Below are 22,282 nucleotides of genomic sequence, written 5' to 3' on the forward strand. Positions count from 1 at the left end.
GGGAAACTGTCCGTGGCGGTTACGGATCTCATCGACCTGACCGGCCCCTGGGGCCGCGTTCTCAGCGGTACGCCGCTGAACCACGAGAAGCACACCCGGGCACCCCAGTCGATGGCCGTCGACCCGGTGACGCACGAACTCTTCGTCGTGCAGATCCGTGACGCGCTGGAGTACGGCAACCTCTGCGTCTACCGCATGGACCGCTCCACCGGGCTGGCGATCGACCACATGCACCTCGACGGTTTCGGCCACGGTTACCAGATCGGCGCGCAGCACGTCGGCGGCAGGACCCACCTGTGGACCGAGGTCGGCCCGCTCCACGAGCAGTTCGGCACCCGGATCGCCCGGTTCCCGTACCTCCCCGGGCAGACGGTCGACATGAGCTCGGCGGTGCTGTCGGAGCCGTTCGCCCCCGTGCCGGAGGCCCGGTTCATCGCGCCCAACGTGGACCCGGTGTTCCATCGCATCACGGTGCGGTACCTGACCGCGCAGGGGTACCTCTTCACCCAGTACCCGATCGACCCGCTGACCGGCGAGGTCACCTGGACCGCCCTGCGTACGGTCGCGAATCCTCCGGCCGCGCAGGTGCCGCGGCTGGCCGACACCTTCCAGGGCTTCGCCTCGCTCGGCGATCACCTCTACCTGTACACCGGCAACCCGGACCTGGACGACACCTACCTCACCGCGCTGTCCTGGACCGACGGTTCCGTTCTCGCCGGTCCCCGGCACATCACCGCGGTACCCGGGCTGGAGCGCCGGGAGCCGGAGGGGCTCTGCATCGAGCCGATGGGCGACCAGGCACGGCTGCTCTTCGGGTTCAGCGGGAGCGACACCACGCCGCGCGAGGCCACGATCTGCTTCCTCTCCACCGACGCCCCGGTGCAGGGCGTCAAGGTGCTGGCCGACTGGACGGCGCTGACCCCCGCCCCCGGGCTCACCCCGCAGACCGGCCTCCACGCCCCGCGCGGCCGGCTGGTGGACATCGCCGGGACCACCTTCCTCCAGCTGCGCGGCGGCTTCGACGGGACGCTCGCGAAGGACACCAAGATCGCGCAGCTCCCGCCGGCGCTGACGCCGAGCCGTACCGTCCGGGCCGAGGTGCCCCGCAACAACCGGGCCGGGCGCTCCGTGTGCCGGGCGGAGGTCTCTTCCCGGGGGGCGCTCACGGTGTACGGACCGACCTCGGACAACACGGTCACCTGGGTCGGCCTCGACGCCTTCTCGGTGGCCTGGCGCTGACGCCGCACCGAACCGCCCGTACTCCCGTTCCACACATCCGAGGATCAGCCATGCCGCAGAGAACCCACAGCCGTCGCGCCCTGCTGACCGCGGCCGTCGCCGTCCCGGCGGCGGTGGCCGCCACACCGCTGCTCGCCGCCCCCGCCGCGGCGGCCACCACCGGAGGCGTCGAGGTCGCCCACGACTGGACCGCCCTCGTCCTCGCGGCGGGCGTCACCGCCTCCGCCGACGTACCGGCCGCCCGCGTGATCAGGATCGCCGGTACGGCCTTCCTCCAGCTGCGCGGCGGCGTCGACTGCGCCTTCGCCGGGGACGCCGTGCTGGGCACGGTCCCCGCCTCGCTCGCCGTGCCCAAGCTCGTCCGGGGCGTGTGCCCGCGCAACAACAAGGCGGGCATGAACGCCTGCCGGGTGGAGATCAGCACGGCGGGCCGCATCTCGGTGTTCGGCGGTACGACCACCAACGCCATCACCTGGATCGCCCTGGACAGCTTCTCGGCCGTGCTGGCCTGAGGCGCTCTCCCGTGTCCTGCGGCTGGTCCCCGCGGCACCCGTACCGCAGGGTCAGATCTGCTCGAACGGGATCGACGGCCCGGCGAGCTCGCCCGGTTCGGAGGACTCGTACAGCTCGAACCAGATCGACTTGCCCTCGCCGCGCGGATCGACCCCCCAGTTGTCCGCCAGCATCTCCATCAGGACGAGACCGCGTCCGCTGGACGCCATCTCGCCCGGGCGCCGCTTGTGCGGGAGTTCGTCGCTGCCGTCCGCGACCTCGACCCGCAGCCGCCGCTCGCCCTGCTCGCCGGTCACCTCCGCCACCATCAGCGCGTTGCCGTCGGTGTGCACCAGCACGTTGGTTGTCATCTCGGAGAGCATCAGCACGGCGGAGTCGACCTGTTCCGCGTCCGCCCAGTCGTGCAGCAGCTCGCGCAGCAGCTGGCGGGCGACGGAGATCCGCTCCGGCTCGGCCTGCGCGATGGTGACGGCGGACCGGCGCGGCGGGGTCTTCGCCAGGGTGGCGGGGGTGTCGCGGCGGAGCACCACCAGGGCGATGTCGTCCTCGTGCCGCTCGGCGAGGGGGCCCGTCGTGTAGTGCGAGGTCGGGCCGTGGACCGTCTCCAGGAGTGCCTCCACGAGGGTCTCCGGATCGGCTCCGGGCGTCTCCAGGACCGGGCGCAGCCGTTCCCAGCCGGTCGCGAGGTCGTGGCCGCCGGTCTCGATGAGTCCGTCGGTGCAGAGCATGATCGACTCGCCGGGCTCCAGCACCACCTGGGTCGTCGGGTAGTCGGAGTCGGTCTCGATGCCCAGCGGCAGCCCGCCCTCCGTCTGCCGGATGACGGCGATGCCGTCGGCGCTGATCACCACGGGGTCGGGGTGGCCGGCGCGGGCGATCTCCAGGATGCCGCCGGCCGGGTCCACCTCGGCGTACAGGCAGGTCGCGAAGCGGGCGGCCGATTCCTCGTCGCTTCCGCCGCTTCCGTTCTCGTACGCCTCGGTCAGACCGGTCAGGAAGCGGGAGGCGCGGGCGAGTACCGCGTCCGGGCGGTGCCCCTCGGAGGCGTACGCGCGCAGGGCGATGCGGAGCTGGCCCATCAGCCCGGCCGCGCGGACGTCGTGTCCCTGGACGTCGCCGATGACGAGCGCGACCCGGCCGTTGGGCAGCGGGATCATGTCGTACCAGTCGCCGCCGACCTGGAGGCCGCCGCCGGTGGGGATGTAGCGGGCCGCGACGGTGATGCCGGGGGTGCTCACGCCCAGGGACGGCATCATCGCCCGCTGGAGCCCCTGCGAGAGCTCACGCTCGGTCTCGGCCACCCCGGCGCGGGCGAGCGCCTGGGCGAGCATCCTGGCGACGGTGGTGAGCACCGCCCGCTCGTCGGGGGAGAACCCCACCGGCTGGCGGAAGCCCGCCATCCAGGCGCCCATCGTGTGGCCGGAGGCGACCAGCGGCAGGAACGCCCACGACCGTCGGCCGAAACCGCGCGCCAGGGGCCAGGTGAGCGGGAAGCGCCGGGCGTACTCCTCGGGCGTGGGCAGATAGATCGCCCGGCCGGTACGGGCCACCTCGGCGGCGGGATAGTCGGTCTGGAGCGGCATGTCGGCGAAGGGCTCCTCGTCGCCGTCGTTCTGGCCGCGGTGGCCGACGACGGTCAGCCGGTCCCCGTTGATGCCGAAGACCGCCAGTCCGTCCGGAGAGAAGCCCGGCATCGAGAGCGAGCCGGCGACCCGCAGCACCTCCGCCGTGGACCGGGCCTCGGCCAGCGCCCGCCCCGCGTCCAGCAGGAACGCCTCGCGCGAGCGCCGCCAGTCGCCGGTGACGGGGGTCTGCACGGACGTGCCGGGGATGGGCTCCGCGACCTCCTGGAGCGTGCCCCTGAGGACGACCTGCTCGACGGTCTTTCCCTCCGGTACGTGGGGCCTGGACCGGGTCCGTACCGTACGGACCACCGTGCCGTGCCCGTCCACGATCCGGAGCCGGGACTCCGCGAGGGTGTCCTCCGCGACCGCGAGGCTCACGACCGAGCGGACCTCGTTCCAGTCGGCGGGGTGGTAGCAGGCGCGTACGGCGCCCTCCCGGTACGTCCCGCCCCCGGGCAGCCCGAGAAGACGGGCGGCCTCCGCGTCGATCGTGACCGTTCCGTCCGCGGTGTCCCAGTGCCAGAGCCCCGTCTCGATGGCTGCCAGGATGTCCTCGGTACGCATTGCCCCACTTTAGGAAGATGCGTTCGAGGGACGCCACCGTTGACCGCCGCCGCACGGGGCCGGACCGGCCCCGGCGGGGACGCTCCCGGCGGCCGGTGCGCGGCCCTCCCCGGGGCCGCGCACCCGCCCCGGATGATCTTGAAGTGCTTATGGCAATGAAGTGGCCGGGCTCCGGGCGGTAGCCTGGGGTGGCTCACAGACCCCAACCGCGAAGACTGGATGAACGACGATGCATCGGTACAGGTCCCACACCTGCGGCGAGCTCCGCGCCTCTGACGTCGGCACCGACGTCCGGCTGAGCGGCTGGCTGCACAATCGCCGAGACCTGGGCGGCATCCTCTTCATCGATCTCCGCGACCACTACGGCCTGGTCCAGCTCGTCGCCCGCCCCGGCACCCCGGGGAACGAGGCGCTCTCGAAGCTGACCAAGGAGACCGTCGTCCGCATCGACGGCAAGGTCTCCGCGCGCGGTACCGAGAACGTGAACCCGGAGCTCCCGACCGGCGAGATCGAGATCGAGGTCACCGAGGTCGAGGTGCTCGGCGAGGCGGCCCCGCTGCCCTTCACGATCAACACCGAGGACGGTGTGAACGAGGAGCGCCGTCTGGAGTACCGCTTCCTCGACCTGCGCCGCGAGCGCATGCACCGCAACATCATGCTGCGCTCGGCCGTGATCGCCTCCATCCGCTCGAAGATGGTGGCCCTCGGCTTCAACGAGATGGCGACCCCGATCCTCACCGCGACCTCCCCCGAGGGCGCCCGTGACTTCGTCGTGCCGTCGCGTCTCAACCCCGGCAAGTTCTACGCGCTGCCGCAGGCCCCCCAGCAGTTCAAGCAGCTGCTGATGATCTCCGGCTTCGACCGCTACTTCCAGATCGCGCCCTGCTTCCGCGACGAGGACGCCCGCGCCGACCGTTCGCCGGGCGAGTTCTACCAGCTCGACGTCGAGATGTCGTTCGTCGAGCAGGAGGACGTCTTCCAGCCGATCGAGAAGCTGATGACCGAGCTCTTCACCGAGTTCGGCAACGGCCGCGAGGTCACCTCGCCGTTCCCGCGCATCCCGTTCCGCGAGTCGATGCTGAAGTACGGCAACGACAAGCCGGACCTCCGCGCCAAGCTGGAGCTCGTCGACATCTCGGACGTCTTCGCCGACTCCGGGTTCAAGGCGTTCGCCGGCAAGCACGTCCGCGCACTGCCCGTCCCGGACACCGCCGGCCAGTCCCGCAAGTTCTTCGACGGTCTCGGTGAGTACGCCGTCGAGCACGGCGCCAAGGGCCTCGCCTGGGTCCGCGTGGGCGAGGACGGCACGCTGGCCGGTCCGATCGCCAAGTTCCTCACCGAGGCGGACGTCAAGACGCTCACCGAGCGCCTCTCGCTCGTCCCGGGCCACGCCGTCTTCTTCGGCGCCGGCGAGTTCGACGAGGTCTCCAAGATCATGTCGGCCGTCCGCGTCGAGGCCGCCAAGCGCTCCGGCAACTTCGAGGAGGGCGTCTTCCGGTTCTGCTGGATCGTCGACTTCCCGATGTACGAGAAGGACGAGGAGACCGGCAAGATCGACTTCTCGCACAACCCCTTCTCGATGCCCCAGGGCGGCCTGGAGGACCTGGAGACGAAGGACCCGCTGGACATCCTCGCCTGGCAGTACGACATCGTCTGCAACGGCATCGAGCTGTCCTCCGGCGCCATCCGTAACCACGAGCCCGAGCTGATGCTCAAGGCCTTCGAGATCGCCGGCTACGACCGCGAGACCGTCGAGCAGGAGTTCGCGGGCATGCTCCGCGCCTTCCGCCTCGGCGCCCCGCCGCACGGGGGCATCGCCCCGGGTGTCGACCGCATCGTGATGCTCCTCGCCGACGAGCCGAACATCCGCGAGACGATCGCCTTCCCGCTCAACGGCAACGCCCAGGACCTGATGATGGGCGCTCCGACGGTGCTGGACGAGGCCCGTCTGCGCGAGCTGAACATCCAGCTCCGCAAGCCGGTCGCCGTGTCGAAGGGCGAGGCCGCCAAGGCCGAGACCGCCGCGGAGAAGACCGAGAAGTAGGGCGGGACGGGGCAGCCGGCGCCCTCCCGCGCCGCGCCCCGCAGCTCCCTGCGTTTCACGTGAAACAGCCCCCGACCGGCCGGTCGGGGGCTGTTTCACGTTCGCGGGTGTCCGACGAGGGGTACGGGCCGGACGCCCGGTGACGGGCGACCCGCGTACCGCCGGATGGCCCCCGCCCGGATTCGCGAAGGCCGGGCGCGGCGAAGAGTGGCTCCTGAGAGGCCGTCAGTCAGAACCACTCAGGAGCCCGCCCCGTGTCCGTCTCCCGCCGTCCGCGCGTCTTCCCCGGCCCGTCCGTCGTCCTCGGTCCGTCCTTTTCCCTGGGAGGCCCGGGCGGCCCGTCCGGTTCGCCCGGCCCGCTCGGTCCGTCCGTTCCCGCCGTCCGTCGGCGCCTGTGGGCGCGCCTGCTCGCTGTTCCGGTCCTCGCGCTGTTCCTGATGCTCACCGGCTGCGGTGCCCCCGCCTCGTCCGGGGCCCCGCCGAAGGGCGTGGCCGGGGTCCGGTCGGACGGCGAGGGCAGCCAGGGGGCCGTCGTCGCCCCGGCGCCGCCCGCCCCGCCCGCGCCGCCGCTGGAGATCCCGGGGCTGGGGCCCGCCACCCGGGCGGAGATTCCCGTCGATGCCCGGCAGGCGTTCGTCGTCACCGGCCAGGGGGCGGACTCCAACGAGTCCACCGCCGTCCTCTACGTCCGGGACGCCCCGGACCGCAGCTGGACCCCGGTCTTCGAGCCCTGGGCCGCCCACAACGGCATGGAGGGGTGGACCGAGGAGCACTCCACCGGGGACCTCAGGTCTCCCGTCGGCGTCTTCGGCCTCACCGACGCGGGCGGCAAGCTCCCGGACCCCGGCACGCTGCTCCCGTACGACGAGGAGGACTACTTCGCGGTGGAGGGCGACGGATTCTTCGGCGAGCCGCTGGAAGGCTCCTTCGACTACGTCGTGGCCATCAACTACAACCGGGTCGAGGGCGTCAGCCCGATCGACCACGAGCGCCCGCTGGGCGAGGACCGGGGCGGCGGCATCTGGATCCACGTGGACCACGGCGGGCCGACCCAGGGCTGTGTCTCGGTCTCGGAGGACCGGATGAAGGAGCTGCTGCTCACGCTCGACCCGGGGAAGAAGCCGGTCATCGTGATGGGCGACAAGGCGTCACTGGCCCGCTGACACGTACCCGGGCCCCGGGCGGGCGTCCGCCTCCGGCGGGACCGGGGCCCGGGTACGCAGGAAGGGCGGGGCCACGGGGGTCCCGCCCTTCCTGCGTGTCCGCTGTGCGTGCGATCGGGCCGTGCACGGGCCGTGCACGGGCCGTGCGACGTGCCGCGCACGCCCGGCGCCCGGCTGTGCAATGCCGCGTGCGGCTACGCGGCCGGCTTCTCCTCCAGACGCGGGAAGAGCACCGCACCCTTGGTGACCGTGGCGCCCGCGGGCAGCCGGCCCCAGGTGCCCGCGTCCTGGACGCGCTGGTCGGCCAGCGCCCCGAGCACGGGCTCGGCGCCGAGCGACTCCCACAGCTTCTGCGAGGTCTCCGGCATCACCGGGTTCAGCAGCACCGCGACACCACGCAGCGCCTCGGAGGCCGTGTACAGGATCGTCGCCAGCCGGGCCTGGCCCTCGGGCGAGGTGTCCTTGGCGACCTTCCACGGCTCCTGCTCCGTGATGTAGCCGTTGACCTGCTTCACGAAATCGAAGATCGACAGGATGCCGGCCTGGAAGTCCAGCTCCTCGCCGATCTTCAGGTCCGACGTGGCGACGGCCTTCGCGAGACCCTCCTGGACCGCCTGCTCGGCGTCACCGGCGGCGGTCGCCTCCGGGAGCGTGCCGCCGAAGTACTTGCCGATCATGGCGGCCACGCGGGAGGCGAGGTTGCCGTAGTCGTTGGCGAGCTCGGAGGTGTAGCGGGCCGAGAAGTCCTCCCACGAGAACGAGCCGTCGCTGCCGAAGGCGATGGCGCGCAGGAAGTACCAGCGGTACGCGTCCACGCCGAAGTGCGAGGTCAGGTCCTGCGGCTTGATGCCGGTCAGGTTCGACTTCGACATCTTCTCGCCGCCGACCATCAGCCAGCCGTTGGCCGCGACCCGGCCCGGCAGCGGAAGGCCCTGGGCCATCAGCATCGCGGGCCAGATCACCGCGTGGAAGCGGAGGATGTCCTTGCCGACCAGGTGCACGTTGGCCGGGAAGGTCGCGTCGAACTTCTCCTGGTTGGCGCCGTAGCCGACCGCCGTGGCGTAGTTGAGCAGGGCGTCGACCCACACGTAGATGACGTGCTTCTCGTCCCACGGCACCGGGACGCCCCAGTCGAAGGTCGAGCGGGAGATCGAGAGGTCCTGGAGGCCCTGCTTGACGAAGTTGACGACCTCGTTGCGGGCGGACTCCGGCTGGATGAAGCCGGGGTTGGCCTCGTAGAACTCCAGCAGCTTCGGGCCGTACTCGCTCAGCTTGAAGAAGTAGTTCTCCTCCTTGAGGATCTCCACCGGCTTCTTGTGGATCGGGCACAGCGGAGTGCCGTCCTCGGCCTGGATGAGGTCCCCGGGGAGCTTGTACTCCTCGCAGCCCACGCAGTACGGGCCTTCGTACCCGCCCTTGTAGATCTCGTCCTTGTCGTACAGGTCCTGGACGAACTCCTGCACCCGGTCGGTGTGGCGCTTCTCCGTGGTGCGGATGAAGTCGTCGTTCGCGATGTTGAGGTGCTCCCAGAGGGGCTTCCACGCCTCTTCGACGAGCTTGTCGCACCAGGCCTGCGGGGTGACGCCGTGCTGATCGGCCGTGCGCATGATCTTCTGACCGTGCTCGTCCGTGCCGGTGAGGTACCACACCTTCTCGCCGCGCTGGCGGTGCCAGCGCGTGAGCACGTCGCCTGCGACGGTCGTGTAGGCGTGGCCCAGGTGAGGAGCGTCGTTGACGTAGTAAATGGGGGTGGAGACGTAGAACGACGTCTCTCCCTGCTTCTCGGATCCAGTGGCCGCCATGGTCAAAATCCTAACGGTCCGCAGGAGGTTCCCCCGACTCCCGGTGCCTCTCCCGCCGTGGAGGGAACCGGTGGAGCGAACCGGCGTGCGCGCCGGGGACGGGTGGGGCGGCGGGTTCGTCCCGGGACGCGGACGGCGGGCCCGGTCGACCGGGCCCGCCGTGACATGCGGTGGAGCGGTGGTTCAGCCGCGGCGGGACGCTGTTGGCCCCGTTACGGAGTCAGCCGGCGGAGCCGCCGGACCGGGCCGTGATCCAGGCGGGGAGACCGGCGAGGATCTCCCGGTAGAACGTCGCGTCCGGGATCGTGGCGGGCGCCGGGCCCGCGTGGAAGAACCCGGCGTGCTCGGCGTCCAGCTTCCGCAGGAAGTCGAAGCCCTTGGCGTCGTGGTCGCCGAAGGCGACGAACTGGAAGAAGAGCGGCAGCCGGGCGGCCTCGGTCAGCGCCTGCTTGGCCGCGACCTTGGCGTCCGGCGGACCGTCCGTCTGGAAGACGACCAGCGCGGGGCCGGTTGCGCCGGACTTCTCGTAGTGGGAGACGACCTCTTCGACGGCCCGGTGGTAGTTCGTCCGCCCCAGGCGTCCCAGACCGGCGTTCACCTCGTCGATGCGGCCCTCGTGATCTTCGAGGCCGACCGCCGTGGTGCCGTCGATGTCGGTGGAGAAGAAGACCACGTCGACCGAGGCGTCCTCCGACAGGTGCGCGGCGAGGGCCAGCGTGCGGTCGCCCAGGTGCTGGGCGCTGCCGTCCTTGTAGAACGGCCGCATGGAGCCCGAGCGGTCGAGCACCAGGTAGACGGAGGCCCGCAGCCCGGTCAGGCCCCCGGCCTTGAGCGCGGCCTGCGCCGACTTGTACGGGGCGACCAGCCCGGGGGCACGCGACTTCACCCGGGCGAGCGAGGTGGCGGGCTTTCCGGCGGTGGGCGTACCGGTGACTGCCGCCGGGGCGGTGTCCTCGGCTGCGGGTGCTGCGGGTGCTGCGGGTGCTGTGGGTGCTGCCTCGGCTGCGGGTGCTGCGGCGGGCGGCTCCGGGGTGGCCGGGGCCTCCGGTGCGGTGGGCTCGGCCGTGGGCTCCGGGGTGGCCGCGGGTTCCGGGGCGGCTGCCGGTTCCGAAGCGGCCGGGGCCGCAGCCTCGGGCTCGCTCTCGATGATGATCGCGTCGAGGGCTGCCTCGGTGGCCTTCTCCGCTGCCTCGGGCTGTGCTGCCTCGGGCTGTGCTGCCTCGGGCTGTGCTGCCTCGGGCTGTGCTGCCTCGGGCTGTGCGGCCTCGGGCTGTGTGGCCTCGGGCTCGGCCGGGGCTGCCTCGGCTTCGGGCTCGGGCTCCGGGTCCATGTCGATGGTGATGGCGGCGGCGAGTGCCTCGGGCTCGATCAGCGCAGGCGCCGCTGCCGCTGCCGCTGCCGCTGCCGCTGCCTCTTCCGGCTCGGCAACGGGCTCCGATTCGGCGACCGGCTCCGCGGTCGGGCCGGTGACCGGCTCGGGCTCGGTGGCGGGTGCCGGCACCGGGGCGGGCTTCGCTTCGGACGCGGGCTTGGGGCCCGTGTTCTGGGCCGGCACCGTCGGCGTCGGGGTGGACGGCTGGTCGAACGCGGCGGCCACCAGATCGGCCGCGTGCCCCTTGGCCGGCCGGCCTTCCGCGTCCGTGCCTGCGGACCCACCCGTGCCCGCGTCCGAGGACGAGCGCGCGGCGGAGGAGAGGGGGGAGGCGGCGGGCGCGGGAACGGTCACCTTGGGTTCGGCAGCGGGAGCGCCGCCCGGGACCGCTTCCGATTCCGGCTCCGTCGATCGGGTGCGCTCACCCTGGGGAGGAACGGTGGCCGTGGTCGGCTCGTCCTGCTCCCGGCCGAACACCTTGCGCAGCAAGCTCCGAATGCCCATGGGCGAGGCCTTTCGCGTGAGTTGGGTGCGGGATATGTCCGACCCGTGGAAAATCATCCCTGGCCAGGACGGATACGTAAGGTTAGCGGCCGGATCAGGCCGTTCGGCTGTCCGGCCCGCACGCGGGTGAACCGACGCGCAACCGTTTCCTAGTGAGAACCCAAGAGTTCGGCGGTCAGGCGGACTTCGCCATAGGTTCACGGACTTCTTCCTCAACACCCGGACGGACGTACCTCGTCACGGTGCGCGCACGTCGGTCGCTGCCGCGAGCTCGGCGGTCCGTCTCCGCGGAGGTCTCCGCGCGACCCGCTCCCCGTTACAGTCGGAGCATGGTTTCGGTTTCCGGTGAGGCTCCACAGACGGCAGGCAGCGTCCGGGTCGATGTGTGGATCTGGTCGGTCCGGTTGACGAAGACCCGGGCGCAGGCGGCTGCCGCCTGCCGTGCCGGGCACGTCAAGGTCGCGGGGGAGCGCGCGAAGCCCGCGCAGTCCGTGCGGGTCGGCGACGAGGTGCGGCTGCGGCACGAGGGCCGGGACCGGATCGTCACCGTGACGAAGATCGTGAAGAAGCGCGTCGGCGCACCCGTGGCGGTGGAGTGCTTCGTCGACGACAGTCCGCCCCCGCCGCCGCGCGAACTGGCCCTCCAGGTTCCGGTCCGCGACCGCGGCACCGGCCGCCCCACCAAGCGCGACCGGCGCGAGATGGACCGGCTCCAGGGTGGCAGGGACGCCGGCCCGCGCTGAACTCGACCGCTTCCGGCAGCGAGTTGGAGCAGCCGGAACCGTGCATGGCGTGACGGCTGCTCACTCTCCGTGTTTCACGTGAAACATAGTCATGGCTGCGGTGAGGCGATGGCCCGGGCGGCCGCGACCTCCTGGCAGAGCGGGCCGAGCACGCTCTCCTCGACGCCGGAGAGATCGGCCCGTACCCCCACCAGGGTCTCGCTGGAACGGATTCCGGCGGCCAGCTCCCGCAACTGGCCCTCGATCATGATCGCTTCGCCGGGTTCGGGCGGCGGGGCTCCGTGGTTCAGGCGTACCCGGGCCGCTGTCGCGGCGTCGACGATCCGCTCGACCGCGACGACCAGCGGCCACCAGGCAGCCGCCCGCGTGCCCACGGGCGGTGGTTCGGTGAGGGCGCGCTGGAACTCGGAACGCACCGCCGACAGGTCGCGGTAGAGCCGCCGCCTGGCGCGGACGCGCTCGGCCCGGTCGTGCTCGCTCGTGAGGTCGAAGGCGTAGGCGACGTAGTCGGCGGTGTCCTCCACCGCGTCCGCGAGCCGGTCGCCGACGCGCGTGTGCCAGCTCTCCGGCCAGAGCAGATAACCGGCCACCAGCACGATCGCGCAGCCGAGCAGGCTGTCGAGGAAGCGCGGGCGGACGAGATCGAGGCCCTGGTGGTTGAGGAGGTCGGAGAGGAGCAGGATCGGCGGTGTGACGGCCGCGGTCTGGAACGCGTACCCCTTCGCCGTCAGCGCCGGGATCAGCGCGGCGAGCACCACCATCGCCGGGACGAACCACCAGCCGGCCTCCACCTCGGCCAGCACGGGCGCGGCGACGACCAGCCCGGCGGTGGTGCCCACGGCCCGCAGTACGGCGCGGGAGAACACCGAACCGTAGTCCGGCTTGAGGACGAAGGTGACGGTGAGCGCGACCCAGTAGGAGCGTTCCACCGGGACGAGCGAGGTGAGCGCCTGGGCCAGCCCGATGCAGAGGGCGAGGCGCAGCCCGTAGCGCCAGGAGGCCTCCGAGAGCAGGACGGCCCGGAGCGAGCGGCGCACCCGGACGCGCAGGGCGGCGGGCCGGCCGAGCCGGTCGTCCACGTTGTACGGGTCGGGGTCGGCCCGGTGTACGACGGTGGCGGTGTGGCGCAGCGCGCTGTCCACGGCGTGGGTGGCGGGCGAATCGGGCGGGGGAAGTTCGGGTTCGGGGCCTCCGGTGCGGCTCTGCTCGATGTCGTCGGCGAGCGCGCGTACGGCTGCCGGGACGGCGTCGGGCAGGGTGCGCCCCTCCCCGTGCGCGGCGGGTGCGGCTTCGACGAGCGGGATCACGACGTTGAGCTGGGAGAGGGTGCGCACCATGGCGGGGCTGCGGCCGTGGTAGCGGGCCCGGCGGGCGAGGATCAGGTCGTAGGTGGTGTTGAGGCTCTCGGTGACGTCCTGGCGGTGGAGTTCGTACGCGGAGGTTCCGGCCGCCTGCAGCAGGGCGGCGACCGCCCGGTAGGTGCGGGTGACCGCGGTGCGTTCGGGGAGTCTGCGGCGGAACGGCCAGGAGAGCAGGGCGAGTGCCAGCACCACCAGCCCGCCGAGCGCGAGCAGCAGGGGGGCGACCCACCAGGGGTCGGGCATCGGGAGACCGGCGCCGATCACGGAGTTGAGCAGGAGCAGCAGGCCGGAGACGGATGCCACGGCGCCGATCGTGGACATCATCCCGGAGACCAGGGCGAGGGCGGTCAGGACCGCCACGGCGGCCCAGCCGGTTCCGTACACGAGTGAGCCGAGGGTGACGCCGAGGGCGCCGAAGAGCTGGGGGACGGCGATGTTGAAGATGCGCATCCGGTAGGCGTCGGCGGTGTCGCCGATGACACCGGAGAGCGCCCCCATGGAGACGAGGGCGCCGTAGGAGGGCCGGTCGACGGCGAAGCCGATGGCGAGGGGCGCGGCCATGGCGACGGAGGCGCGCAGTACGGCCGCCCAGGGGATCGGAGTGGGCTGCGGGCGGAGTCCGTTCAGCAGCCAGGGCGGCGGCGTCACGCGTCGCTTCTTGGTGCCGGCGTCGGCCGTGGCCACTGCTCACTCTCCTCGCGGGCTGCCCGGAGCACGGGCGGCGTCTGACCGAACCGGTCCCGACCGGTCGGGGCCGGTTCGGTCGGGGCCGGTTCGGACCGGGTGGTGGGGGCTGCCGCGGGGCTCAGCTTTGGTATCCCTCCACCTCGTCGGGCGGGCGTACCCGGGCCTTCGAGGGGTCCTCGCCGTACTCGCTCAGCGCGCGGCGCTGCCGCAACAGGTCCCAGCACTGATCGAGCTGAACTTCCACGGTACGCAACCGGATCCTCTCCTCCGCGGACAGGCCGAGGGTGGCGGTGGACCGGTCGCGCAGGGTGCGCTCCTCGGCGACGAGTTCGTCGATGTTCGCGAGGATGTCGTTGTCGGGCACGGGGGTTCCTTACGTCGGTGGCGGGGGATCACCCGGTGTGGTGTCCGGCGCCGGGCCGGAGGACGAAGACCGTCTTGCCCCGGGCGCCGCCCGCGCGGTTCTGCGCGAGCGCCTCGGGGGCCTTCTCCAGGGGCAGTTCGAAGTCGATCGGGACGACGAACGCCCCGCTGGTCACCGCCGCCGCGAGGGCGTCGAGCAGTAGGGCGGACGGGGCGAGCCGGAAGTCGACGGGGGGCGGGCCGGTGTGGAGCGCGCGGTTCCCGGCCTTCGCGCCCGCGCCCCGGGTGGTGAGCGCGACGCCGCCGTCCCGGACGAGAGCGGTGTGCGCGGCGAAGGCCTCCGGGGCCTCGGAGACGAGGTCGGCGAGGGCGTCCACGCCGTGCGGGTGCGACTCCCGCACGGCGGCGGGGAGCGATTCCGGTCCGGCGGAGACGTCCAGGGTGCGCGCGGCCCCGAGGATGGACATCCTGCGGCGTTCGTCGCCGCGCACCGCCGCGAGGACGCGTACGCCCCGGGCGGAGGCGAGCTGGGTGAGGTAGCTGCCGATGCCGCCCGCCGCTCCGACGATCAGCAGACAGTCGCCTTCGCCGGCGCCGAGGGCGGCCAGGATCTGGCAGGCGGCCGTACCGGCGGTCGGCAGCGCGGCGGCGACCTTGAGCGACAGCCCGCTCGGGACCAGGGCGATCGGCGAGTCCTGGTGGACCGAGACGTATTCGGCGTACGCGCCCCCGCCGGGCGACGGGTGGGCGACCCGGCCGAACACCGGGTCGCCCACCCGGAAGCGGCTGGGGCCGCGGCCGACCATGTCCACCCGGCCGGCGAAGTCCACCCCGACGACGTGCGGGAAGCCCTGGACGTGGGGGAAGCCCTGGACGTGCGGGAAGCCCTGGGGGGACAGGCCGGCCGCCGGGTCGTCGGCGCGCTGCCAGTCGTACGGGTTGAGGGCCGCGTACTCGATCCGTACCCGTACCTCGCCCATTTCCGGATCGGGCTTGGGGAGCTCGACGAGCATGGGCTCCCCGAGGGGCGCGGTGACGGCGACGGCACGCATACGGACCTCCCAGTCACCCCCGGCGTTCAGGTTCCCACTCTCGCCCGGCCCGTTGGGTGCCGCACGTCGGCGCCGGACACCACCCGTTCCCGGGGCGCCCGGGAGTCATCGCCGGGGGCGCGGCGAGGTCAGCAGGTACCGGGCGACGAGGCCGCCCACCAGCAGCACGGCGCCCACGCCGAGGAGCCACCAGACCGTGGTGCGCAGGGAAGCGGTCAAAGCATCGGAGACGGCCGCCGCCCCGTCCCGGTCGCTGTCCGGCACCGCGTCCAGCACCTCGGAGCGGCCCAGGGCGATCAGCACCCGCAGCACGACCGCGCCGAGGACGAGCCCGCCGCCCACGACGGCGGTGGCGAAGAGACCGGCCCGCCGGCCGCCCCGGACCGTCGCCAGCCCCACCACCAGCACGAGCAGGACCAGCGTGGCCACGGCCGGCCAGACGCTGGCGTACCGCAGCCAGCCGAACGTCTCGCGCACGTGGTCGGCGCGGTCCCCGGAGAGGACGGTGAGCTCGGTGCGCTCGACGGGGATCTGGTCGGCGAACGGGACTCCACTGTTCTCCAGCTCCTTCTTCACCTGCTCGATCACCGGGGCCAGGTCGATGGTCACCGCCTCGCCCGAGTCCCCGTCGAGCGCGGCCGTGATCGACGTGTGGGCGGTGCGGTTCGCCGCGTCCCAAGCCGAACGGAACGCGTCCGTCGTGGTGAACGACAGCACGCCCTGGTGCAGGAAGTCCCGCATCGCGTCCTGGAGCCCGCCCAGCTCGATCCGCTTCATCGCCTCGTCGGTGATGAGGTCGGCGACGGTCTCGCGCACCGCGGGGTCGGACGAGAGCGGGGAGACGGCGGCCACGTACCGGTCGGTGTCGTCGACCTCCAGGTCGACCCATGCGGAGAGCGCGCTCAGCGGCACCAGGACGGCGAGCAGGACGAGCAGCACGGCCGACAGGGGCGCTGAGAGAGAGGTCCGCATCTCCTCAGGGAATCCCGGCGGCCCGTGGAGCGCCCCGAGCCGTCGTCCATTCGAGTTGCCGGGTGGCGTGGCTGGGTGTGCGCTGGAGTGAAAAGGGGGGCGACGGAAGGAGCTCTCCGCCATGGCCACACACGCAGCCATGCCCGCCGGGTCGAGGCCCCGGGCGCCGAGGGCCCGGACGCCGGCCCACCACCACACCGCGATGGCCTGGGCGGTGCCGCTGCTTCTCGGCGTCATCTACGGCTTCTACGCCGCGTTCATCCGGCGCGACGGCGGTCCGAGCACGGGCGGTCAGGTGGCACTGGGCTTCGCCGCAGGTGTCGCGCTCGCCGTGCTCTGTTTCGCCCTGGCCCGGCTCCAGTACGTGATCCCGCGTGAGGCGCGGGCGGTGGCCTACGGGGCGCTGACGGCGTGCGCGATCGGGTTCCTGGTGAGTCTGACCGACACCAGCGTGCTGCGCTCGACCATTCTCGGACTGGTGGTCGGCGTCCCGGTGGCACTCGCCATGTACTACTTCTTCTACTCGCGGGAGGACTGGCCGGAGGAGAGGACCACCGACCGCACCACAGGCGGGACGATCTACCGGGCCACCGACAGGACCGCCCACCGGATCACCGACGGGCCCTTCGCCGAGGGAGGTGCGGGTGAACGCCGAACCGGCCGTCGAGACGACCGGACTGGTGAAGGCCTTCGGTGAGAACCGAGCGGTGGACGGCATCGATCTCGCCGTCCCCACCGGAACCGTCTACGGAATCCTCGGCCCCAACGGCGCCGGGAAGACCACCGCCGTCCGGATGCTGGCGACCCTGCTGCGACCGGACGGCGGTAGCGCGCGCGTCTACGGCCACGACGTCGTGCGGGAGGCGGACACGGTGCGCGGCCTGGTCAGCCTCACCGGGCAGTACGCCTCGGTGGACGAGGACCTCACCGGTACGGAGAACCTGGTGCTGCTCGCCCGGTTGCTGGGCCACTCCCGGCCCGCCGCCCGCCGGCGCGCCGCGCGTCTGCTGGAGGGGTTCGGGCTGGGTCCGGCGGCCGGGAAGCAGGTCAAGAACTACTCGGGCGGGATGCGGCGCCGGATCGACATCGCCGCGTCCATCCTGAACACTCCTCGGCTGCTCTTCCTGGACGAGCCGACCACCGGTCTCGATCCTCGCAGCCGCAACCAGGTGTGGGACATCGTCCGGGCGGTCGTCGCGCAGGGCACCACCGTGATGCTGACGACGCAGTATCTGGACGAGGCGGACAAGCTGGCCTCCCGCATCGCGGTGATCGACCACGGCCGGGTGATCGCCGAAGGCACCAAGGGGGAGCTGAAGGCGTCGGTGGGTTCGGGGACGGTCCATCTGCGGCTGCTGGACGCCGCGCAGCGGCCGGAGGCCGAGCGGGTGCTGGTCCGCACCCTCGACGCGGAGGTGCAGCTCGACCCGGACCCGGTGGCGCTGACCGCGCGGGTCGACGGCTCGGGCAGCGCGCTGGGGGCCGCGGAACGGGCCTCGCGGGCCCTGGCGGAGCTGGCCGCGGCGGGGATCAGCGTGGACGACTTCTCGTTGGGCCAGCCCAGTCTGGACGAGGTCTTCCTCGCTCTCACGGACAGGAAGGGAACGGCGGCATGACGACCACCACCACGGACCGGGAGGCCGGTGAGCGGGGCGCGGGGGCCGAAGATTTCGCCGTCCCGGACGCCGGACGTCTCGCGGCGCTGCTGGTCTCCGGCGAGCGGCCGCCCCCTCCGGGCGCGCTCTCCGTCTCCCTCACCTTCGGATGGCGCGCGGTCCTGAAGATCAAGCACGTGCCGGAGCAGCTCTTCGACGTGACCGCGTTCCCGATCATGCTCGTGCTGATGTACACGTACCTCTTCGGCGGGGCGCTGGCCGGGTCCACCGGGGCGTACATCCAGTTCCTGCTGCCGGGAATCCTGGTGATGAGCGTCGTGATGATCACGATGTACACCGGGGTCTCGGTCAACACCGACATTGTCAAGGGCGTTTTCGACCGGTTCCGCACCCTGCCGATCTGGCGGCCCGCCCCGATGGTCGGCTATCTGCTGGGCGACGTCCTGCGCTATCTGCTGGCCTCGGCGGTGATGCTCTCGGTCGGCATGATCATCGGTTACCGGCCGGCCGGCGGTGCGCTCGGTGTGCTGGCGGGTGTCGCGCTGGTGCTGGTGTTCGCCTTCGCCTTCTCGTGGGTGTGGACGATGTTCGGGCTGCTGCTGCGCACCGAGAAGTCGGTGATGGGCGTCAGCATGATGGTGATCTTTCCGCTGACCTTCCTCAGCAATGTGTTCGTCGATCCGGCGACGATGCCGGGCTGGCTCCAGGCCTTTGTGAACAACAACCCGGTGACGCACGTGGCGACCGCGGTGCGGGAGCTGATGGCGGGCGGCTGGCCGGGGACGGCCGTCGCCTGGTCGCTGGGCTGGTCGGCGCTGCTGGTGGCGGTGTTCGGTCCGGTCACGATGCGGCTGTACAACCGGAAGTGAGCCGGTCCGGAGCGCGCGGACAGCGGTGAGGGGCGGCCCCGCCCGGGGCCGCCCCTCACCGCTGTCAGTTTTCCGCTCAGTTTCCCGCTCAGTCGCGAACGACGGTCACCGGGCACGGGGCGTTCTGGGTGACGTGGAGGCTGACCGAGCCGAGCAGGGTCGCCTTGAAGCCGCTGTAGCCCCGTGCACCGACCACCAGCAGGGTCGCTCCCTGGGCGCGGTCGAGGAGGTTCTGGGCCGGGTTGCCGATCACGACGATCTTGCTGATCGCTGCCGCCCGCTCGGCGCCGAGGGCCTCTTCCAGGGCCTCGGTGAGGGAGACCGTCGCCAGGGCCTGCGGGTCGAAGTCCTCGGGCATGCCCGGCATCAGCGAGGCCCAGCTGGTGGCGGGGTACTCCCAGCTGTTGACGGCTTCGACGGTGTCGCCGGTCAGATCGCCCTGGCGTACAGCCCAGTGCAGTGCCTTGATCGACGACGCCGAGCCGTCCACTCCTACGACGATCCTGCCCATGTTCTGCCTCCCGCTCGGGACCGCTCGATCGCTCGGCCCCGCTCGATCCGATGTCCGGTCCACACTCTCAGCAGACCGGACATTCTGGACATCAGGGCCGAGTTTCCACGAGCGCGTGTCCGCGCGACGTGGACGCGGACACGGACACGGACCGGCGGGCCGGGTCAGTCGAGCCGCAGGTCGGCGAGCTGCTGCGCGAACGGCACGATCGCGTCCAGCCCGTCGTCCAGGCCCAGCGCCCGGGAGGCGCCGGAGACCGTACGGCCCATGACGGCCGAGGCCAGCTCGCCGCCGGCCCGCCGGATGCGGGACGGCAGGCCGTCGGTGTACTCGTCCCCGGACGAGCCCCAGTCCTCCGAGGCGGCGTAGACCGACGTCGGTACGGTCACCGCCCGCAGGTAGGCGAAGAGCGGGCGCATGGCGTGTTCCAGGACCAGCGAGTGCCTGGCCGAGCCGCCGGTCGCGGCGATCACGACCGGCTTTCCGGTCAGCGCGGTGTTCTCGATCAGGTCGAAGAAGGACTTGAAGAGACCGCTGTACGAGGCGCTGAACACCGGGGTCACCGCGACCAGCCCGTCCGCCTCGGTCACCGCGTCGACGGCCTCTTGCAGAGCGGTCGACGGGAAGCCGGTGACCAGGTTCTTCGCGATGTCGACGGCCAGGTCGCGCAGTTCGATCGCGCGTACCTCGACCTGGCGGTCCTGTCCGGTCTCCAGCTGCTCGCGGGCGGCCGAGGCCAGCCGGTCGGCCAGCATCCGGGTGGACGACGGCTGGCTCAGCCCGGCCGACACGGCGACGATCCGGAGCGGGGTGGTGGAGAGGCCGTTGAGGCCGGCGGGCGTGGTCATGGCGGTCAGACCTCCTTCGAGGCGTTGCGGGCGGCGGTGACGGCCGGGTGGACGGGGGCGTCGGGGACGCCGGCGGGGCGCAGGGCGGCGAATTCCTTGCGGAGGACCGGGACGACTTCCTCGCCGAGGATGTCGAGCTGCTCCAGGACCGTCTTGAGCGGAAGTCCCGCGTGGTCCATCAGGAACAGCTGGCGCTGGTAGTCGCCCACGGCGTCACGGAAGGAGAGGGTGCGCTCGATGACTTCCTGAGGGGAGCCGACGGTCAGCGGCGTCTCGCGGGTGAAGTCCTCCAGCGTCGGGCCGTGGCCGTAGACCGGGGCGTTGTCGAAGTACGGGCGGAACTCCTTGACGGCGTCCTGCGAGTTCTTGCGCATGAACACCTGGCCACCCAGTCCGACGATGGCCTGCTCGGCGGTGCCGTGGCCGTAGTGCGCGTACCGCTTGCGGTAGAGCTCGACCATCTTCTTGGTGTGGGACATGGGCCAGAAGATGTTGTTGTGGAAGAAGCCGTCGCCGTAGAACGCGGCCTGCTCGGCGATCTCGGGGGAGCGGATCGAGCCGTGCCAGACGAACGGCGGCACGCCGTCGAGCGGACGCGGGGTGGCGGTGAAGGACTGCAGCGGAGTGCGGAACTTCCCCTCCCAGTCCACGACGTCCTCGCGCCACAGCTTGTGCAGCAGGGCGTAGTTCTCGATGGCGAGCGGGATGCCCTGGCGGATGTCCTTGCCGAACCACGGGTAGACCGGGCCGGTGTTGCCGCGGCCCATCATCAGGTCGACGCGGCCGTCCGCGAGGTGCTGGAGGGTGGCGTAGTCCTCGGCGATCTTCACCGGGTCGTTGGTGGTGATCAGGGTGGTGGAGGTCGAGAGGATGAGCTTCTCGGTGCGGGCGGCGATGTAGGCGAGCGTCGTGGTCGGCGACGACGGGACGAACGGGGGGTTGTGGTGCTCACCGGTCGCGAAGACGTCCAGGCCGACTTCCTCGGCCTTCTGCGCGATGGCGAGGGTGGCCTTGATCCGCTCGTTCTCGGTCGGCGTCCGGCCGGTGGTCGGATCGGTGGTGACGTCCCCGACGGTGAAGATCCCGAACTGCATGACGCCCGCCTCCTGTGCTGTGGCCGCTTCAATGTTGTTGAAGCTTGAACTAACTGGTCCCAGCCTACAACGGAGACCCCCCACTGGCTATTCCGTCCGCGCACGACCGGTGTTCCCTGAGGGAACCGGCCGCGGTACGGGCGGTCCGGCAGGGGGCTTCGGGCCCTCTACCTGCTGTTCCACGTGAGGGAGCACGCCCACGGTTAGCCGGGCGGAGGCTCCCCGCCGGGTCGGTGGCGGGCGACGGCCAGGCTGACCACGTACCGCTCCTCGACCGTCCCGTCCGGGAAGACGGCGGTCAGGAGCTCGTGCTCCTCGGCGAGGAAGGCGTCCGTCCCCTCCTCGCCGAGCACGAGGAAGTCCGAGTAGCTGGCGAGGTTGGCCAGATGTGTGTCGAGGGGAACCCTCCGCGACCACGCCGGCTGCCGGTGGACGAAGCCAAGCCCGGACGGCAGCCCGTGGAACCGGGCCCGGGGGTCGTGCGGGCGGTCGGCCGCGCCGAAGAGCCGACGCAGGCGCGCGTCCTGGGCGGCGATCCAGGGGACGGAGGCGTCCGAGTCGTTCCACCAGAGTGCGAGAGCGCCGCCGGGACGCAGCACGCGCAGGGCTTCCGGGACCGACGCCGACGGATCGGTCCAGTGCCAGGACTGTGCGTAGGTGAGGAGATCGAGCGAGGCGGAGGCCAGCGGCAGCCGGTCGCCGTCACCGAGCACCAGGGGCACGCCGGGCAGGCGGCGGCGGAGTTCCGAGGCCATGTGGGCGCCGGGCTCGACGGCGATGACCTGCGCGCCCCGGTCCAGCAGGAGAGCCGTCGCCAGTCCGGTGCCCGCACCGACATCGGCGACGGCGGCGCCCGCGAGGGGGCGGCCGCCGAGCTCCTGCACCGCGTCGAGCAGGGCCGGAGGGTAGGAGGGGCGGTTGGCGGCGTACGCGGCGGCGGCCCGGTCGAACGAGCGGGCCTGCGAAGTCCTTTTCATACGGCCATTGTTGGAGTGGCGGGGGCGTGCGCGGCCACCCCTTCTCCGAGGGAGGAAGCCGCCTTCTTCCCGGGGCGTGCGGAGGGTGCGCGTTACACTCGGCGCATGACCTCCGTACCGTGCCGGAACTGGTGGCGCTCCTCCTAGGAGCGGCACCCCTTCTGCACGGAACCAGGGCCGTTCGACAAGGACGGCCCTTCTCTGTTCCCGCGTACGGCGCCCGCAGCGCGCAGGGCGGGGACTCGGATCAGCTCCACCGGCGGGGCCGTCCTCCACGCAGCCACACCTCGCGAGGAGAGACCCCCATGACCCCCATGACCCCCATGACCACCATGACCACCAAGGTTCCGCCGCTCAGCACCT

At 71.9% G+C, this 22,282-nt stretch carries 18 protein-coding genes and 1 pseudogene; 8 read left to right on the top strand and 11 right to left on the bottom strand.

What is annotated here, in order from left to right:
* The first annotated feature begins 12 nt into the window (after window positions 1–12).
* Window positions 13–1,239, top strand: coding sequence for a hypothetical protein (locus OHA55_RS15640; RefSeq protein ID WP_266706717.1), 1,227 nt, complete (start codon window positions 13–15; stop codon window positions 1,237–1,239).
* Between the two features lie 50 nt (window positions 1,240–1,289).
* The gene (locus OHA55_RS15645) at window positions 1,290–1,751 is read left to right on the top strand and encodes a hypothetical protein (protein WP_266706718.1); all 462 of its coding nucleotides are present in this window, start codon (window positions 1,290–1,292) and stop codon (window positions 1,749–1,751) included.
* 51 nt (window positions 1,752–1,802) lie between these two features.
* Here OHA55_RS15645 and OHA55_RS15650 read toward each other — a convergent pair whose 3' ends face one another.
* Complete coding sequence (locus OHA55_RS15650; protein ID WP_266706719.1) at window positions 1,803–3,941, bottom strand: SpoIIE family protein phosphatase; 2,139 nt, start codon at window positions 3,939–3,941, stop codon at window positions 1,803–1,805.
* A gap of 229 nt (window positions 3,942–4,170) precedes the next feature.
* Between OHA55_RS15650 and aspS the strand changes: the two genes are divergently transcribed.
* Together aspS and OHA55_RS15660 are read left to right on the top strand one after the other, a co-directional pair.
* Window positions 4,171–5,985: an aspartate--tRNA ligase gene (gene aspS / locus OHA55_RS15655; protein ID WP_266706720.1), complete on the top strand. Its 1,815-nt coding sequence runs from the start codon at window positions 4,171–4,173 to the stop codon at window positions 5,983–5,985.
* A gap of 437 nt (window positions 5,986–6,422) precedes the next feature.
* Window positions 6,423–7,148 (top strand): L,D-transpeptidase family protein, encoded by a 726-nt coding sequence (locus OHA55_RS15660; protein ID WP_266710686.1) that lies wholly within the window; start codon window positions 6,423–6,425, stop codon window positions 7,146–7,148.
* 194 nt (window positions 7,149–7,342) lie between these two features.
* On the opposite strand, the gene metG is transcribed toward OHA55_RS15660, so the two are convergent.
* A complete protein-coding gene (gene metG, locus OHA55_RS15665; protein ID WP_266706721.1) occupies window positions 7,343–8,950 on the bottom strand; it encodes a methionine--tRNA ligase in 1,608 nt (535 codons plus the stop codon).
* A 220-nt stretch (window positions 8,951–9,170) separates the two neighbouring features.
* Window positions 9,171–10,826, bottom strand: a complete 1,656-nt coding sequence (locus tag OHA55_RS15670; RefSeq protein ID WP_266706722.1) for a VWA domain-containing protein — start codon at window positions 10,824–10,826, stop codon at window positions 9,171–9,173.
* Window positions 10,827–11,155: 329 nt separating this feature from the next.
* Here OHA55_RS15670 and OHA55_RS15675 point away from each other — a divergent pair, with 329 nt between their 5' ends.
* The gene (locus OHA55_RS15675; RefSeq protein WP_266706723.1) at window positions 11,156–11,569 is read left to right on the top strand and encodes an RNA-binding S4 domain-containing protein; all 414 of its coding nucleotides are present in this window, start codon (window positions 11,156–11,158) and stop codon (window positions 11,567–11,569) included.
* An 89-nt stretch (window positions 11,570–11,658) separates the two neighbouring features.
* On the opposite strand, the gene OHA55_RS15680 is transcribed toward OHA55_RS15675, so the two are convergent.
* From OHA55_RS15680 to OHA55_RS15695, 4 genes are all read right to left on the bottom strand, one after another.
* Window positions 11,659–13,614 carry an FUSC family protein gene (locus OHA55_RS15680; RefSeq protein WP_266706724.1) on the bottom strand — a complete coding sequence of 652 codons (1,956 nt, stop codon included), beginning with the start codon at window positions 13,612–13,614 and terminating at the stop codon, window positions 11,659–11,661.
* Window positions 13,615–13,735: 121 nt separating this feature from the next.
* The gene (locus OHA55_RS15685; protein ID WP_266706725.1) at window positions 13,736–13,981 is read right to left on the bottom strand and encodes a DUF2630 family protein; all 246 of its coding nucleotides are present in this window, start codon (window positions 13,979–13,981) and stop codon (window positions 13,736–13,738) included.
* Window positions 13,982–14,009: 28 nt separating this feature from the next.
* Complete coding sequence (locus OHA55_RS15690; protein ID WP_266706726.1) at window positions 14,010–15,032, bottom strand: NADP-dependent oxidoreductase; 1,023 nt, start codon at window positions 15,030–15,032, stop codon at window positions 14,010–14,012.
* A gap of 105 nt (window positions 15,033–15,137) precedes the next feature.
* Window positions 15,138–16,004, bottom strand: a complete 867-nt coding sequence (locus OHA55_RS15695) for a hypothetical protein (protein ID WP_266706727.1) — start codon at window positions 16,002–16,004, stop codon at window positions 15,138–15,140.
* A gap of 121 nt (window positions 16,005–16,125) precedes the next feature.
* Here OHA55_RS15695 and OHA55_RS15700 point away from each other — a divergent pair.
* The 3 genes and pseudogenes from OHA55_RS15700 to OHA55_RS15710 all read left to right on the top strand — a co-directional run.
* Window positions 16,126–16,536: pseudogene (locus OHA55_RS15700) on the top strand (hypothetical protein); the annotation flags it as partial.
* A 112-nt stretch (window positions 16,537–16,648) separates the two neighbouring features.
* Window positions 16,649–17,620 carry an ATP-binding cassette domain-containing protein gene (locus OHA55_RS15705; protein WP_266706728.1) on the top strand — a complete coding sequence of 324 codons (972 nt, stop codon included), beginning with the start codon at window positions 16,649–16,651 and terminating at the stop codon, window positions 17,618–17,620.
* Window positions 17,617–18,489 (top strand): ABC transporter permease, encoded by an 873-nt coding sequence (locus OHA55_RS15710; protein WP_266706729.1) that lies wholly within the window; start codon window positions 17,617–17,619, stop codon window positions 18,487–18,489. Before OHA55_RS15705 ends, OHA55_RS15710 begins: the two co-directional genes overlap by 4 nt.
* Before the next feature lie 88 nt (window positions 18,490–18,577).
* Here OHA55_RS15710 and OHA55_RS15715 read toward each other — a convergent pair whose 3' ends face one another.
* The 4 genes from OHA55_RS15715 to OHA55_RS15730 all read right to left on the bottom strand — a co-directional run bounded on the left by OHA55_RS15715 (window position 18,578) and on the right by OHA55_RS15730 (window position 21,919).
* A complete protein-coding gene (locus OHA55_RS15715; protein ID WP_266706731.1) occupies window positions 18,578–19,000 on the bottom strand; it encodes a universal stress protein in 423 nt (140 codons plus the stop codon).
* Window positions 19,001–19,164: 164 nt separating this feature from the next.
* A complete protein-coding gene (locus OHA55_RS15720; RefSeq protein WP_266706733.1) occupies window positions 19,165–19,848 on the bottom strand; it encodes an FMN reductase in 684 nt (227 codons plus the stop codon).
* Window positions 19,849–19,853: 5 nt separating this feature from the next.
* On the bottom strand, window positions 19,854–20,942 hold the full coding sequence (locus tag OHA55_RS15725; RefSeq protein ID WP_266706735.1) for an LLM class flavin-dependent oxidoreductase: 1,089 nt from the start codon (window positions 20,940–20,942) through the stop codon (window positions 19,854–19,856).
* Window positions 20,943–21,145: 203 nt separating this feature from the next.
* Window positions 21,146–21,919, bottom strand: coding sequence for a class I SAM-dependent methyltransferase (locus OHA55_RS15730; protein ID WP_266706737.1), 774 nt, complete (start codon window positions 21,917–21,919; stop codon window positions 21,146–21,148).
* Window positions 21,920–22,282: the final 363 nt, after the last annotated feature.

Source organism: Streptomyces sp. NBC_00102, assembly GCF_026343115.1.
Classification (GTDB): domain Bacteria; phylum Actinomycetota; class Actinomycetes; order Streptomycetales; family Streptomycetaceae; genus Streptomyces.

Bases quoted from the DNA above. Each gene is read 5' to 3' on its own strand.
- OHA55_RS15645 (WP_266706718.1), top strand. From the start codon at position 1,290: ATGCCGCAGAGAACCCACAGCCGTCGCGCCCTGCTGACCGCGGCCGTC.
- OHA55_RS15715 (WP_266706731.1), bottom strand. From the start codon at position 19,000: ATGGGCAGGATCGTCGTAGGAGTGGACGGCTCGGCGTCGTCGATCAAG.
- OHA55_RS15670 (WP_266706722.1), bottom strand. From the start codon at position 10,826: ATGGGCATTCGGAGCTTGCTGCGCAAGGTGTTCGGCCGGGAGCAGGAC.
- OHA55_RS15650 (WP_266706719.1), bottom strand. From the start codon at position 3,941: ATGCGTACCGAGGACATCCTGGCAGCCATCGAGACGGGGCTCTGGCAC.
- aspS (WP_266706720.1), top strand. From the start codon at position 4,171: ATGCATCGGTACAGGTCCCACACCTGCGGCGAGCTCCGCGCCTCTGAC.
- OHA55_RS15725 (WP_266706735.1), bottom strand. From the start codon at position 20,942: ATGCAGTTCGGGATCTTCACCGTCGGGGACGTCACCACCGATCCGACC.
- OHA55_RS15695 (WP_266706727.1), bottom strand. From the start codon at position 16,004: ATGCGGACCTCTCTCTCAGCGCCCCTGTCGGCCGTGCTGCTCGTCCTG.
- metG (WP_266706721.1), bottom strand. From the start codon at position 8,950: ATGGCGGCCACTGGATCCGAGAAGCAGGGAGAGACGTCGTTCTACGTC.
- OHA55_RS15675 (WP_266706723.1), top strand. From the start codon at position 11,156: ATGGTTTCGGTTTCCGGTGAGGCTCCACAGACGGCAGGCAGCGTCCGG.
- OHA55_RS15720 (WP_266706733.1), bottom strand. From the start codon at position 19,848: ATGACCACGCCCGCCGGCCTCAACGGCCTCTCCACCACCCCGCTCCGG.
- OHA55_RS15690 (WP_266706726.1), bottom strand. From the start codon at position 15,032: ATGCGTGCCGTCGCCGTCACCGCGCCCCTCGGGGAGCCCATGCTCGTC.
- OHA55_RS15710 (WP_266706729.1), top strand. From the start codon at position 17,617: ATGACGACCACCACCACGGACCGGGAGGCCGGTGAGCGGGGCGCGGGG.
- OHA55_RS15660 (WP_266710686.1), top strand. From the start codon at position 6,423: ATGCTCACCGGCTGCGGTGCCCCCGCCTCGTCCGGGGCCCCGCCGAAG.
- OHA55_RS15730 (WP_266706737.1), bottom strand. From the start codon at position 21,919: ATGAAAAGGACTTCGCAGGCCCGCTCGTTCGACCGGGCCGCCGCCGCG.